8 protein-coding genes are annotated in these 14,374 nt (G+C 63.4%); 3 read left to right on the plus strand and 5 right to left on the minus strand.

From position 1 onward, the window contains the following. The first annotated feature begins 214 nt into the window (after nt 1-214). Complete coding sequence (locus X743_RS161425) at nt 215-2,578, plus strand: aminomethyltransferase family protein (RefSeq protein ID WP_023764612.1); 2,364 nt, start codon at nt 215-217, stop codon at nt 2,576-2,578. 242 nt (nt 2,579-2,820) lie between these two features. Continuing rightward, nucleotides 2,821-4,530 (plus strand): APC family permease, encoded by a 1,710-nt coding sequence (locus tag X743_RS161420; RefSeq protein ID WP_023764613.1) that lies wholly within the window; start codon nt 2,821-2,823, stop codon nt 4,528-4,530. A 60-nt stretch (nt 4,531-4,590) separates the two neighbouring features. Here the strand turns inward: X743_RS161420 and X743_RS161415 are convergent, their stop codons facing one another. The 5 genes from X743_RS161415 to X743_RS161395 form a co-directional block, all read right to left on the minus strand. Further along, entirely contained in the window at nt 4,591-5,946 is a 1,356-nt protein-coding gene (locus X743_RS161415; protein WP_023764614.1) for an LLM class flavin-dependent oxidoreductase, read from the minus strand. 195 nt (nt 5,947-6,141) lie between these two features. Beyond that, complete coding sequence (locus X743_RS161410) at nt 6,142-9,282, minus strand: efflux RND transporter permease subunit (RefSeq protein ID WP_023764615.1); 3,141 nt, start codon at nt 9,280-9,282, stop codon at nt 6,142-6,144. 237 nt (nt 9,283-9,519) lie between these two features. After that, nucleotides 9,520-10,662: an efflux RND transporter periplasmic adaptor subunit gene (locus X743_RS161405; RefSeq protein WP_023764616.1), complete on the minus strand. Its 1,143-nt coding sequence runs from the start codon at nt 10,660-10,662 to the stop codon at nt 9,520-9,522. A gap of 54 nt (nt 10,663-10,716) precedes the next feature. Then, complete coding sequence (locus X743_RS161400; RefSeq protein ID WP_023764617.1) at nt 10,717-11,325, minus strand: TetR family transcriptional regulator; 609 nt, start codon at nt 11,323-11,325, stop codon at nt 10,717-10,719. 189 nt (nt 11,326-11,514) lie between these two features. Then, complete coding sequence (locus X743_RS161395) at nt 11,515-13,155, minus strand: acyl-CoA synthetase (RefSeq protein ID WP_023764618.1); 1,641 nt, start codon at nt 13,153-13,155, stop codon at nt 11,515-11,517. Nucleotides 13,156-13,341: 186 nt separating this feature from the next. On the opposite strand from X743_RS161395, the gene X743_RS161390 reads away from it, so the two are divergent. Further along, entirely contained in the window at nt 13,342-14,307 is a 966-nt protein-coding gene (locus tag X743_RS161390; RefSeq protein WP_023764619.1) for a sugar-binding transcriptional regulator, read from the plus strand. The last annotated feature ends 67 nt before the right edge of the window (nt 14,308-14,374 follow it).

Genomic DNA, 14,374 nt, shown 5'->3' on the forward strand with positions numbered 1-14,374 from the left:
CGCCGAGACGGATGATGGGTGCTCCAGGGAACGCCAACGTCTCACTCCGCTGGAACACCCCTCATCCGTCGCCTTCGGCGACACCTTCTCCCGCAAGGGGGAGAAGGGGGAGCTTACGCCACCATTGCCTTGCCAAACGTGACGCCCCTGCTATTCTTACCGCTAAAATAATTTCACACACAGGCAAACTTGTTTCTCGAACCGCAAGGCTGAGATGAGCCAGTCGCCCTACCCTGCCATTGCCGCCGGACCGCCCAGGCCCAGCCTTATCTTGAGGCCGGGGCAGATCGCGCTGCCGCCGGGCATGGAGCGCTATACGATCCAGGGCAGCGGCGCGGTGCTCATCGAGATCGAGGCCGGTGACACGATCAGCGTGCGCAACGTCGAAGGCGGCCAGGCTTGCGAACTGCTGGCGTGGGACAGCACCGGCGCGACCGATCCGGGCATCCTCGGTGAGAAATCCAACAGCAATGCCGCCGGCATCAAGGCACTGCTCGCCGAGGGCGATGACAGCCTCGCTTCAGTGCGTCGCGGACTCGAGCGACGCCATGTGCAGCTTGATCAGGCAAGGGCGGTTCGCGTGTTCAGCGGCGCGACACCCGCAGGCACGGAGCAGGGTTTTAGCGTCGCCCGCGATGGTGCGGTGCTGATTGCCGCACCCGGGGGACCGATGCTGGTCGATCGCCATGACACGGCAACACCTCTCACCGTCATCGCGCGGCGCGCCACCATCCGCCCCGCAGCCCGATCACAACTTGCCGATCCGCTCGCCGATCCGGTGCTCGATCTGCGCGTCCATTCGGCGACGGCGGAATCCTACTTCGTCAAGGCCGGCGACTATCTGCAGATCATCGATGTCGACGGGCGCCAGTGCACCGACTTCCAGTGCTTTTCGGCGCGCAAGCTGGACAAGGGCCTCGACCATCCGCTCGACGTGACGACGACCCGCACGCTGATGGGCGCGAGCTATCCGATGCCCGGTCTGCATTCGAAATACTACGACCAGGACATGGAACCGCTTGTCGAGGTGGTCCAGGACACCTGTGGCCGGCACGACGCCTTCGCGCTCGCCTGCGCGGCCAAATATTACGACGATATCGGCTACCCCGGGCACACCAATTGCTCCGAGAATTTCAACCGCGCGCTGGCCGACAAGGGCGTCAATCCCCGCGCGGGCTGGATGGCTATCAACTTCTTCTTCAACACGGCGATCGACGCGCATGGCGTCATGGTGTCCGACGAGCCATGGTCGCGGCCCGGCGATTATGTCCTGCTCAGGGCGTTGACCGACATCGTCTGCGTCTCCTCCGCCTGCCCTGACGATACGACGCCGGCCAATGGCTGGGACCCGACCGACATCCACGTGCGGACCTATTCCGGCCAGCACAAATTCTCGCGAGCGATCGCCAGACGCATGACGCCCGATTCGGAACCCAAAATGACCCGCGAGACCGCCTTTCATTCGAGCTTCGCCAAGCACACCCGCGACTTCTCAGAATACAGGGGCTATTGGCTGGCCAATTCCTTCGCCAAGGAAGGGCCGATCGCCGAATACTGGGCCTGCCGCCAGGACGCGGTGATCATGGACCTGTCGCCGTTGCGCAAGTTCGAGGTCACCGGCCCGGACTCCGAAGCGCTGCTGCAATACACGCTGACCCGCGACGTCAAGAAACTCGGCGTCGGCCAGGTCGTCTATTCGGCGATGTGCTACGAGCATGGCGGCATGATCGACGACGGCACGCTGCTCAGGCTCGGCAAGGACAATTTCCGCTGGGTCGGGGGCGATGATCTGTCCGGCGAATGGCTGCGCGAGACGGCGAAAAAACTCGGCCTCAACGTGCTGGTGCGCTCGTCGACAGACCAGATGCACAATGTCGCCGTGCAAGGGCCGAAGAGCCGCGACATCCTTCGCGAGGTGATCTGGACCTCGCCGCTGCAACCGTCGATCGACGAACTGGAATGGTTCCGCTTCGCCGTCGCCCGCATCGGCGGCGGCATTCCGGTCGTCGTCTCGCGCACCGGCTACACCGGCGAACTCGGCTACGAGATCTGGTGCCATCCGCGCGACGCCGAGAAAGTGTTCGACGCCATCTGGGAAGCCGGCCAGCCGCATGGGCTGAAACCGATGGGGCTGCAGGCGCTTGACATGGTGCGCATCGAGGCCGGGCTGATCTTCGCCGGCTACGAATTCTCGGACCAGACAGACCCGTTCGAGGCGGGCATCGGCTTTACCGTGCCGCTGAAGACCAAGACCGACGACTTCATCGGCCGCGAGGCGCTGATCCGGCGCAAGGAAAACCCGCAGAACAAACTGGTCGGGCTCGAAATCGACAGCAATGTCGCGGTCGGCCATGGCGACTGCGTCCATGTCGGACGCGCCCAGATCGGCGTCGTCACGTCAGGCATGCGCTCGCCAGTGCTGAACAAGAACATCGCGCTGGCGCGGCTCGACGTCACCCACGCCGCTGTTGGCACCGAGGTCGAAATCGGCAAGCTCGATGGTCATGCCAAGAGGCTGCCGGCACATGTCGTTGCCTTCGCCCATTACGATCCGCAGAAGACCAGACCACGCTCCTGAGCATTGCAACCCTTGCCTTCTCACCCTTGTGGGAGAAGGCAAGAGCCTGTTTCGCAAGCGTGATGTGCATGGCTTCACAAAACGCTTGACCTGAAAGCGCGCCGGATCAATCTTCACTCTTAAGAAAAAAATACGACTGAGTGGAAACACCGGAATCGTGCAAACATTGTGCCGGGGAGCAAGCTTCGCAAAGCCGAGGCACCGCCGGCGGGGAACACTTACAAAAAGGGGAAGTCACTGACATGAGCACCATAAGCACGGTCCTGGACCAGCCTGCCGAAAGCAAGCTGCTCAGGCATATCGACTGGCGCGGCGCCTTCTGGGTGGCGAGCGGCGTTCCGGCGCTGGTCCTGTTTTCGATCGGCGGCATCGCCGGCACGACCGGGACGCTGGCCTTCCTGATCTGGACGGTGTCCATGATCATGGGCTTCCTGCAGTCCTTCACCTATGCCGAGATCGCCGGCCTGTTCCCGAACAAGTCGGGCGGCGCCTCGATCTACGGCGCCACGGCCTGGCTGCGCTATTCCAAGTTCATCGCGCCGCTGTCTGTATGGTGCAACTGGTTCGCCTGGTCGCCGGTGCTGTCGCTCGGCTGTTCGATCGCCGCCGCCTACATCCTCAACGCGCTGGCGCCGGTGCCGCTGTTCACCGAGGCCTCGGCGGAAGTCGTCGCCTATATCGCGGCGCATGCCGGAACGGCACCCGCCGACGCCATCACCGCAGTGACCGCGGCCGCGACACCGGCTATCCGCAATTGGACGCTGTACAGCCACACGCTGGGTCCGGTCTCCTTCACCTTCAATGCGACCTTCTTCATCGGCGCGGTGCTGATGCTGATCATCTTCTCGATCCAGCATCGCGGCATCCTGGGTACCGCCAACGTGCAGAAATATATCGGCCTGCTGGTCATCATCCCGATGCTGATCGTCGGCGTCGTGCCGATCGTCACCGGGCAGATCAACTGGGCCAACTTCTCGCCGCTGGTGCCGCTGGCCGCCGCCTACGCGCCCGAGCCCGGCGCCTGGAATATCGCCGGCTGGACGCTGGTGCTGGGCGGCATGTTCATCGCCGCCTGGTCGACCTACGGCTTCGAGACCGCCGTCTGCTACACCTCCGAGTTCAAGAACCCGGGCACCGACACGTTCAAGGCGATCTTCTATTCCGGCCTGCTCTGCATGCTCTTGTTCATCCTCGTGCCCTTCACCTTCCAGGGCGTACTCGGCCTGAACGGCATGCTGGCAACGCCGATCGTCGACGGCTCCGGCGTGGCCGACGCGCTGGCCGGCATGGTCGGTGGGGGCGCGCTGATCCACAGCCTGCTGGTGATGCTGATGATCCTGGCGCTGGTGCTGTGCATCATGACGGCGATGGCTGGCTCCTCGCGCACGCTCTACCAGGGCTCGGTCGATGGCTGGCTGCCGCGCTACCTCAGCCACGTCAACGAGCACGGCGCGCCGACGCGAGCCATGTGGACCGATCTCGTCTTCAACCTGATCGTGCTGGCGATTGCCTCCGCCGACGCGACGAGCTTCTTCTTTATCCTCGCCGTGTCGAACTGCGGCTACATCATCTTCAACTTCCTCAACCTCAATGCCGGCTGGATCCACCGCATCGACAACGGTCATATCGCCCGGCCCTGGAAGGCGCCGAGCTGGCTGCTGGGGATCGGAGCCATCTTCGCCTACGTCAACGCGATCTTCATGGGCGCCGGCGCCAAGGTGTGGAACCCGATGGCATTGTGGGCCGGCCTGATCACCGCGGCACTGATCATCCCGGTTTTCTGCTTCCGCCATTACATCCAGGACGGCGGCAAGTTCCCCGACCATATGCTGGCCGACCTCGGCATGACGGGCGCCGACCTTTCGGTGAAGAAGGCAGGCATGCTGCCCTATCTGACGCTGGTCGCCGGCGTGGCGGTGATGCTGATCGCCAACTGGTACTTTGTTATCTGACATCACCAACGATAAAAACGGGCGCGCTTCGGCGCGTCCGTTTTTCCTTGCGCCGAGACATCAGCCGGCCTTGCGAATGGCCGCTTCGGAGCCTCCGAAAAACTGGTTTGGCGGCCGCTTCAGGCCGAGATTCTCGCGCAGCGTCGAACCCTCATACTGGCGCCTGAAAATGCCGCGCCGCTGCAACTCGGGCACCACCTTCTCGACGAAATCGTCGAGCCCGGCGGGCAGATAGGGGAACATGATGTTGAAGCCGTCCGATCCCTCGGCGACCAGCCATTCCTCCATCTCGTCGGCGATGGTCTGCGGCGTGCCGACGAAGGCAAGGCCGGAATAGCCACCCAGTCTTTGGGCAAGCTGGCGCACGGTCAAGTTTTCCGTGCGTGCCAGTTCAATGACACGCTCGCGACCGCTTCTGCTCGCGTTGGTTTCGGGAATTTCGGGCAAGGCGGCGTCGGGATCGAAGGCCGATGCATCGTGGCCGAGGGCGATCGACAGCGAGGCGATGCCGCTCTCGTAGTAGACCAGACTGTCAAGTTTGGCGCGCTTGTCCCGCGCTTCCTCGACGCTGTCGCCAACGGCGACGAAGGCGCCGGGCAGGATCTTGATGTCGTCGCGCGAGCGGCCGAGTTTTTCCGCCCGGCTTTTGACATCGGCAAAGAAGCGCTGCCCCGAGGGGAGATCACCATGCGCGGCGAAGATCATCTCGGCCGTCTCGGCGGCCAGCTGCCGCCCCGCTTCCGACGCGCCGGCCTGCACGATGACCGGCCAGCCTTGCACCGGGCGGGCTATGTTGAGCGGACCCCGCACCGAAAGATGTTCACCCTTGTGATCCAGCACATGCAGCCGCGCCGGATCGAAATAGAGCCCGCTTTCGGCGTCGCGGATGAAGGCATCGTCGGCAAAACTGTCCCACAGGCCGGTCACGACATCGTAGAATTCCCGCGCCCGATGATAGCGCTCGTCATGCTCGACATGGTCGTCCAGCCCGAAATTCAGCGCCGCATCGGGGTTGGACGTGGTGACGATGTTCCAGCCGGCGCGCCCACCGCTGATGTGGTCCAGCGACGCGAAGCGGCGGGCGATGTGATAGGGCGCGTCGAAGGTCGTCGACGCGGTGGCGATGAGACCGATGTGATCTGTGACGGCGGCCAGTGCCGACAGCAGCGTGAACGGTTCGAACGAGGTCACCGTGTGGCTGCGCCGCAGCGCTTCTATCGGCATGTTGAGCACGGCCAGATGATCGGCCATGAAGAAGGCGTCGAACTTCGCCGCCTCCAGCGTCTGTGCGAAGCGCTTCAGATGCGCGAAGTTGAAATTGGCGTCGGGGTAGGCGCCCGGATAGCGCCAGGCGCCGGTGTGCAGACTGACAGGGCGCATGAAGGCGCCGAGCCGCAATTGCCGTTTTTCCGTCATGGGAAGACATCCTGATGATGAGGAGCGTTGCCGCTCCGGTGTCGCTCAGGATGGGACCGCTTCAAGGCCCTGGGAAGGAATTCTGTTTTGCGAAACTCTCGCCGGAGAGCATTTTTGATCGGCCCGGCGGACCCATTCGCCACGTCGGGGTCACCCGCCATCGACCGGTGGCGAGACGGATGACCCGGAGCCGCTCTATTCGGCCGCCAGCGCGAGTTGCGGCCTCTCCGGCTGTTCCGTCACGGCTGCTTCGGCGGCGTCGACGTCACGCTTCTTGGGCTCGCGGCCGAAGAACAGAGCGTAGCCCGCGGGCAGCACCAGGATGGTTAGCACGGTGGCAACAAGGATGCCGCCCATCATGGCGTAGGCGAGCGGGCCCCAGAACACGCCACGCGAGATCGGGATCAGCGCCAGCACCGCCGTCATCGCCGTCAGCACGATCGGCCGGAAGCGGCGCACGGCCGAGCCGATGATCGCCTCCGAGCGTTCCATGCCTCTGGCGATGTCCTGGTCGATCTGGTCGACCAGGATGATCGAGTTGCGCATGATGATGCCGAGCAGCGCGATGACGCCCAGGATGGCGACGAAGCCGAACGGCGCGCCACTGATCAGCAATGCCGCTGCAGCGCCGATGATGCCGAGCGGGCCAGTGGCCAGCACCAGCATCGCCTTGCCGAAGTTCTGCAGCTGGATCATCAGCAGCACGACGATAACGGCCAGCATGATCGGCGCCTTGGCGGCGATGGAAGCCTGGCTTTCCGCCGAATCCTCCGCACCGCCCTGGATTTCGATCTTGTAGCCGGGCGCCAGACCCGCACGCAGGTTCTTCATGTCATTGTACATCTTGGTGACGACGTCGTTTGACTGCACGCCGTCGGGCAACGTGGCGCGCACGCTGATGGTCGGCAGGCGGTCGCGGCGCCATTCGATGCCTTGCTCCAGCACCGGCACCACCTTGGCCACCTGCGACAGCGGCACGAAGCCGCCGAAGTCGGTCGGGATGTAGACCGAATCGACCGAGGACAGCAGGCTGCGGCTGGCATCCGGCTCGCGGGCGACGATGGACACCGTCTCCTCGCCATCACGGAAGTCGTCGAGCGGCGCGCCGGACATCGATGCCTGCAGCATCTGACGGATGCGCTGCGAGGTGACGCCGAGCGCGCGGGCGCGATCCTGGTCTATGACCAGCTTCATGGCCGGCACGGGTTCGAGCCAATCGTCATGAACGGCGCCGAGCAGCGGGTTCTCCTGGAATTTCGCCTTCACCTGGTCGGCGATGCGGCGCACCTCCTGCCGATCCGGACCCATGACGCGCATCTGCACCGGCCAACCGGTCGGCGGCCCGAGGAACAGGCGGTCGACCTTGGCGCGGACCGAGGGGAAGTCCTGAGCCAGGATCGTGCGGAGCTTGGCGATCAGCCGCTCGCGCGCCGGTTCGTCATTGGCCATCACCAGCATCTGGGCGAAGTTCGGATTGCTGAGCTGCTGGTCGAGCGGCAGGAAGAAGCGCGGGGCGCCCTCGCCGATATAGGTGGCGATGAAGCGCTTGTCCTTGTCGTCCATCATCTTGGCTTCCAGCGCCTTGGCCTGCGTCTCGACCTCCTTGATGCTGGTGCCTTCCGGCAACCACAGGTCGACAAGGATTTCCGGCCGCGACGATTGCGGGAAGAAATTCTGCGGAATGAACTGGAATGCCCATAGGCTGGTGCCGAAAGTCACCAGCGTCATGACAAGCACGATGATGCGATGGCGCACCGCCCAGCCGACGGTCGAGCGAAGCCGGCGGTAGAAGCGCGTGTCGAAGGCATCGTGATGGCTGCCGGCATGCTGGCGCTGCTTGAGGATCATATAGCCGAGCCACGGCGTGAAATAGACCGCGACGAACCACGACACGACCAGCGCGATGCCGACAACGTAGAACAGGGTGCGCACATATTCGCCGGCAGTGGAGGCGGCGAAACCGACCGGGATGAAGCCGGCGGTGGTGATCAGCGTGCCGGTCAGCATCGGGAATGCGGTCGATGAATAGGCGAAGCTCGCCGCCTCGATCTTGACCAGCCCCTCCTCCAGCTTGCGCTCCATCATCTCGACGACGATCATGGCGTCGTCGACCAGCAGACCGAGTGCAATGATCAGGGCGCCGAGCGAGATGCGCTGCAGGTCGATGCCGAGCTCGTACATGATGGCGAAGGTGGCGGCCAGAACCAGCGGAATGGCAATCGCGATGACCAGCCCCGAGCGCCAGCCGATCGACAGGAACGAGACGACAAGCACGATCAGCAGCGCTTCGCCAAGCGCATGCATGAACTCGCTGACCGCATCCGTGACGACGCCCGGCTGGTCGGAAATCTGGTCGACCGAGACGCCATAGGGCAGCGCTTCCTCGAAGCGCTTGTAGGTTGCCTCGACGTCCTTGCCGACATCGGTGACCTTGAAGCCCCTGGCCATGACGACGCCAAGCTGCACGCTGTCGTGACCGTTGAAGCGGTACTTGCGCTGGTACGGATCCTGGAGCCCCGAGGTGACGCTGGCGATGTCGCCGAGCCGGGTGACCTGACCACCGGCCCGCAGGCGCAATTCGCGGATGTCGGCGGCCTTGGTGACGTCGCCTTCGACCGAGATGCGCACCGAATTGACGCCGGTGTCGACGGAACCGGCCGGATCGACGTTGTTCTGGCCCTTGATGGCGTTCTGCAGGTCGGTCAGCGTCAGGCCGCGTTCGGCCAGCGCCTTGGACGAGACGTCGATGTAGAGCTTTTCGGGCTGATCGCCGATGATGACGGCCTTCTCGACGCCGGGCGTCGTCAAAAGCATGTCACGGGCCTGGATGGCGAATTTCTTCAGCTCGGGATAGGAGAAGCCGTCGCCGCTGATCGAATGCAGCGTGATGAAGGTGTCACCGAACTCGTCGTTGAAATAGGGGCCAAGCAGTCCCTGCGGAAGGTCGCCCGATATGTCGCCGACCTTCTTGCGCACCTGATAAAAGGCGTCCGTCACCTCGGCGGTATTGGTGTCGCCCTTGATCTGCACGGTGATGATGGCACTGCCGGCGCGGGTGAAGGAGCGGACGAAATCGAGATGCGGCGTTTCCTGCAGCTTACGCTCGATCTTGTTGACGACCTGGTCTTCCATCTCCTGGATGGAGGAGCCCGGCCAGATCGCCTGCACGACCATGACACGGAAGGTGAAGTCGGGATCTTCCTTCTGGCCCATGCGCATCAGGCCGAGCCCGCCGGCGATGATGATCAGGCCGAACAGGAACCGCGCGATCGAGGGATGGCCGATGGCCCAGCGCGAAAGGTTGAAGGGCCGCTTTTCTTCAGTGGAGGTCGTCATCGGTGCTGGTCCACTTTGCTTGGTTGGCGCCTGGTGCCGCGAAAGCGCGGCACACGGAACGAAATCGTCTGCGTTCGATACTGGCTTCCGGGCGGCGAGGCTTTCCGAGCGGAGAGACACTCATCGCGGTGGGACGCGAAGGTCGACGCGGGGGTACATCGGCCTAGACGTCTCGACCTTCGGGCGCACGCCGCCCGGAAACCTGTGGCCGCGGCACGCGCGGCGATCTGTCTGTCGTCAGCGCAGCCGGCTGGCGTCATCACCGTCGGCGGAGGCGGACTGCTGCGCCACCCCGCCGGCAAGTTTCACCTTCAGGTTCTCGGTCATGAACTGCGTGCCGGCGGCAACGACGACGTCGCCAGGCTTCAGTCCCTCCGCCACACGCACGCCATCGGCGGCGAACTCGGCAACCTTGATCGAGCGGGCATGCACGGTGTCGGCGCCACGATCGACGGTCCAGACGATCGACTGGCTGTCCTTCTGCGCCAGCGCGCTCAGCGGGATAGAGACGAGCTGCTTTTCGTTGGCCGCTGACGCCTCGATGTTGGCAGTCATGCCGAGAAGCACGCGCGGGTCGTTGGGCAGGCTGACGCGGACGGCAAAGGTACGCGACTGCGGGTCGGCGCTGCCGGCGACTTCGCGAACCTTGCCCTCTAGCGCCAGCGTATTGTCGGACCAGAAACCGGCCTTGACTGGTTTGCCCGGCTTGAATTCGGCGATTTCCATTTCCGGCACCGCAATCAGCACTTCCTTCTCGCCGTCGACGGCGACGGTGACGACAGGCGTGCCGGAACCAACCACCTGGCCGACATCGGCGTTGACCGATGTGACGATGCCCTCCCTGTCGGCCTTGAGGTCGGTATAGCCGACCTGGTTCTTGGCCTGGTCAAGTGTCGAGCGGGCGGAGTCACGCGTGGCGACCGCCTGGTCATAGGTCAGTGTCGCCTGTTCGAGCTGCGACTTCGGCGCGAAGTTCTTGGTAAAAAGCTGTTGGGCACGCTTGCGGGCGAGGTCGACGGTCTCGACCTGCCGCTCGGCGGCATCGAGCGCGGCCTGAGCGCTCTTGACCGAAAGGTCGTAATCGGAAGGATCGATGCGGGCGAGCACATCGCCCGGCGCCACATGCTGGCCGATGTCGACGAGGCGCTCGGTGATCTTGCCGTTGATCCGGAAAGCCAGGGCGCTCTCGGTGCGGGCCCGCACCGAGCCGGAATAGGAGAGCATGCGGGTGTCATGCGCCTGCGCGATCTCGACGACCTTGACCGGGCGGATGATATCCTTGACTTCGGCTTTCTCCTGCGAGCAGCCGGCGAGCCCGAGAGTGGCGGCGATCAGGCCGGCAACTGGCAGCTTGCGAAGGATGGAACTGGACAACGACATCTTGGAACTCCGACTGGAGATGAGTGGTCGACACCGGCGCCTGGCTGGCGGCGGCTATTTTTTCAAGGCTTTGATCGCGTAATCGATAAGGTCGTCGGGCATCGCGCGGTTGGTCTTAGCAAGGCACTGCGCCACCATCTGCGGATGGCACAGGATGACCGTGGCGGCGCCGAAGCAGCGCGACGCGATCACCGGATCCTGCTTAGCGAACTCGCCGGCTTCGATGCCCTCTCGGATCACCTCCGCGAACAGGTCGTGGATGCTGTCGACATGCTTGTCGATGACACCCCAGTCGCGCTCGAGGGCGACGATGACCATCTCGTGCACCTTCTGGTCGTCGAGCATGACTTCCATCGTCATCTTGTACTGCGCGTGCACATAACGCCGCAGCCGTTCCTCGGCGCTGATCGGCAAATGGCATATCTCGTAAGCCATCTTGTAGCTGGCGCCGAGCATGCGGCCGCAGACGGCCTGGTGGATTTCAACCTTGGAGGCGAAGAAACGATAGATGTTGGCCGGCGACATGCCGAGTTCGCGAGCAATGTCGGCGACGTTGGTCTTGCCGTAGCCATAGTGCCGGAACAGGCGTTCGGCGCAGTCGAGAATGCGCGTCACATTCTCCTGTCTGGCGGCATCGGCCGTGATGTTGGCAGCTTCGGACATGGCTCTCTGTCGATTTACGAGTGATGAATTTCAATTTTCGTCACTCGTAAATTGAAAAGAAGGAGGTGTCAACACGAAATCGACGTACACGTACAAAATAGTGACAGATGGTGACATCCAACAGACGCGACGAGGCGGCCAAAGGATGCGGGCACCCGAAATAATTTTTGGAGGAGGCCGGCCTGGACGTCAGGCGATCTTAGTCATTTCCCGCAGTCGGAATTTCTGGATCTTGCCGGTCGAGGTCTTGGGGATTTCCGCGAAGATCACCGCCTTCGGCACCTTGAAGCGGGCAAGCAGCCCGCGGCAATGCTCGATGATCTCGGCCTCTGTCGCCGACTTGCCCGGTTTCAGTTCGACATAGGCGATGGGCACCTCGCCCCATTTGTCGTCTGCCTTGGCCACCACGCCGCACGAGGCAACGGATGCATGCTTGTAGAGCGCATCCTCGACCTCGATCGAGGAAATGTTCTCGCCGCCCGAGATGATGATGTCCTTGGAGCGGTCTTTGAGCTGGATATAGCCGTCAGGGTGCATGACGCCGAGATCGCCGGAGTGAAACCAGCCGCCGGCGAAGGCTTCGTCGCTCGCCTTGCGGTTCTTCAAATAGCCCTTCATGACGATGTTGCCGCGGAACATGACCTCGCCAATGGTTTCGCCGTCGGCCGGCGTCATCCGCATCGTCTCGGGATCCATGACGGTCAGGCCCTCAAGTGCTGCATAGCGCACGCCCTGCCGTGCCTTCTTGGCGCTGCGCTCGCCCTTTGCCAGACCGTCCCATTCGCCGTGCCATTCATTGACGACCGCCGGGCCGTAGGTCTCGGTCAGGCCGTAGAGATGGGTGACGGCAAAGCCGGCATCGGCCATGCCCGACAGCACGGCTTCGGGCGGCGGTGCGGCCGCGGTGTTGAAGGTGACGGTCTGCGCGAAGGTGCGCTTGTCCTCGTCGCGGGCATTGATCAGTACCGACATGACCACCGGCGCGCCGCAGAGATGCGTGACGCCATGATCGGCGATGGCGTCGAAGATCGGCTTCGGCCGCACCCAGCGCAGGCAGACATGGGTGCCGGCCTGCACGGCCAGCGTCCAGGGGAAGCACCAGCCGTTGCAGTGGAACATCGGCAGCGTCCAGAGATAGACGGCGTGCTTGGCCATGCCGGCATGGATGGTGTTGGTGTAGGCCATCAGGGCGGCACCGCGATGATGATAGACGACACCCTTGGGATTGCCCGTCGTTCCGGACGTGTAATTGAGCGAGATGGCATCCCATTCATCATCGGGCATCGACCAGGCGAAATCTTCGTCACCACCAGCAACAAGATCCTCGTAGTCGAGCGCGCCGATGCGTTCGCCCTTCCGATAGGGTGCGTCGGCGGCGTAGTCGGGATCGTCGTAGTCGATGACCAGCGGCTTGACCTTGGCCAGTTCCAGGGCCTGTCCGACGACACCGGAGAATTCGCGGTCGACGATGAGCACCTTTGTCTCGGCATGGTCGAGCTGGAAGGCGATCACAGCGGCATCGAGGCGCGTGTTCAGCGAATGCAGCACCGCCTTGGTCATCGGCACGCCGAAGTGCGCCTCCAGCATCGGCGGCGTGTTCGACAGCATGACGGTGACGGTATCGTCCTTGCCGATGCCGCGCTTTTGCAGCGCCGAGGCGAGCTTCAGCGAGCGGCGCCAGAAATCGCGATAGCTGATGCGCTGGCTGCCATGGATGATGGCGATGTGGTCGGGATAGGTTTTCGCCGCGCGCTCCAGATAGGTGAGCGGCGTCAGCGGCTGATGGTTGGCCGCGTTCTTGTCGAGATCCTGTTCGTAAGGATTGCCCATCCCGTTCTCCCCTTTTATCGAAGACTTCTAACCACAGGCTAGGCCCGCGTCACCACCAAGGATGCCACGTTAGAGCCCATTTGGCACAATGATCATCCAGATTCAGGGGCCGAGCAGGTATCCTGTACCTTCGCTCTGGTTTGACTTTTGTCGAGAGCCGTGACTAATGTCAGCCGAGGAGACGGCATGGCAATCCGACCGGCAGAACAGCTCATTCACAAGGCCGCCTGGCTTTACTATGCGCACGGCCTGCGGCAGGACCAGGTTGCGAGCCAGCTTAACATTTCCCGTGCGTCGGTGGCCATGTACCTGCGCAAGGCGCGCGAGACCGGTATCGTCAACATCTCGACCTCGACGCAGTTGTTCACCGACGATGTGATGGCGCGCAAGCTCGAGGATGCGCTGGGTCTCGACGCCGTCTGGATCGCGCCGGAGAACGGCCATATCCCGGACCCATCGACCGACATCGCCGTGCTGGCGGCGAGCGTCTTTCTCGAACTGGTCAAGAAGGGCGACCGCATCGGTGTCGCCTGGGGCCGCACCGTTTACACGATCGCCGACATCATGTCCTATGCCGACCTGCAGGACGTCACCGTGGTGCAGCTCTGCGGCAATCTCGGCGCCCCCTATTCCTACCGGCCCGACCAGTGCACGATGGAAATCGCGCGGCGGCTCAACGCCAAGGGCCTCAATTTCTACGCGCCGCTGGTGCTGTCGACGGAAGAGCTGGCGCGCGCGCTGCGGGCTGAACCGGTGATCCGTGAGCAACTGTCGGGAATCGGGGACTGCGATCTGGCGCTCTACTCGGTCGGCGCGGTCGATGCCGACAGCCATCTGGTCAAATGCGGCGCGCTGACATCGGTCGAGATGGCGGAGCTGCGCGACCAAGGTGCCGCCGGGGTCATTGCCGGGCAGATCATCGACGCCGGTGGCAAGGTGCTCGACTGCAGCTATAACCGCCGGGTGATCTCGGCCGAACTTGCCTCGCTGCGCGCCATCGCCAGACGGCTGATGGTGGTGCAGGAGGACAGCAAGTTCGAACCGCTGCTCGCGGCGATCGCTGGGGGACTTTGCACGCATCTGGTGGTCGGCGCCCATATGGCGCAGCGGCTGCTCGATCATGCCGGAGCGGCGCTACAAAAAGCATCCTGAGAAAACAACCTTTCGCCGGCGCATTGTCATCAAGGCGTCGCGGCATTCCTGTTTCACCACCAAAGCA

The organism is Mesorhizobium sp. LNHC232B00 (assembly GCF_000502435.1).
GTDB lineage: Bacteria > Pseudomonadota > Alphaproteobacteria > Rhizobiales > Rhizobiaceae > Mesorhizobium > Mesorhizobium opportunistum.

Bases quoted from the DNA above. Each gene is read 5' to 3' on its own strand.
- X743_RS161425 (WP_023764612.1), top strand. From the start codon at position 215: ATGAGCCAGTCGCCCTACCCTGCCATTGCCGCCGGACCGCCCAGGCCC.
- X743_RS161420 (WP_023764613.1), top strand. From the start codon at position 2,821: ATGAGCACCATAAGCACGGTCCTGGACCAGCCTGCCGAAAGCAAGCTG.
- X743_RS161415 (WP_023764614.1), bottom strand. From the start codon at position 5,946: ATGACGGAAAAACGGCAATTGCGGCTCGGCGCCTTCATGCGCCCTGTC.
- X743_RS161410 (WP_023764615.1), bottom strand. From the start codon at position 9,282: ATGACGACCTCCACTGAAGAAAAGCGGCCCTTCAACCTTTCGCGCTGG.
- X743_RS161405 (WP_023764616.1), bottom strand. From the start codon at position 10,662: ATGTCGTTGTCCAGTTCCATCCTTCGCAAGCTGCCAGTTGCCGGCCTG.
- X743_RS161400 (WP_023764617.1), bottom strand. From the start codon at position 11,325: ATGTCCGAAGCTGCCAACATCACGGCCGATGCCGCCAGACAGGAGAAT.
- X743_RS161395 (WP_023764618.1), bottom strand. From the start codon at position 13,155: ATGGGCAATCCTTACGAACAGGATCTCGACAAGAACGCGGCCAACCAT.
- X743_RS161390 (WP_023764619.1), top strand. From the start codon at position 13,342: ATGGCAATCCGACCGGCAGAACAGCTCATTCACAAGGCCGCCTGGCTT.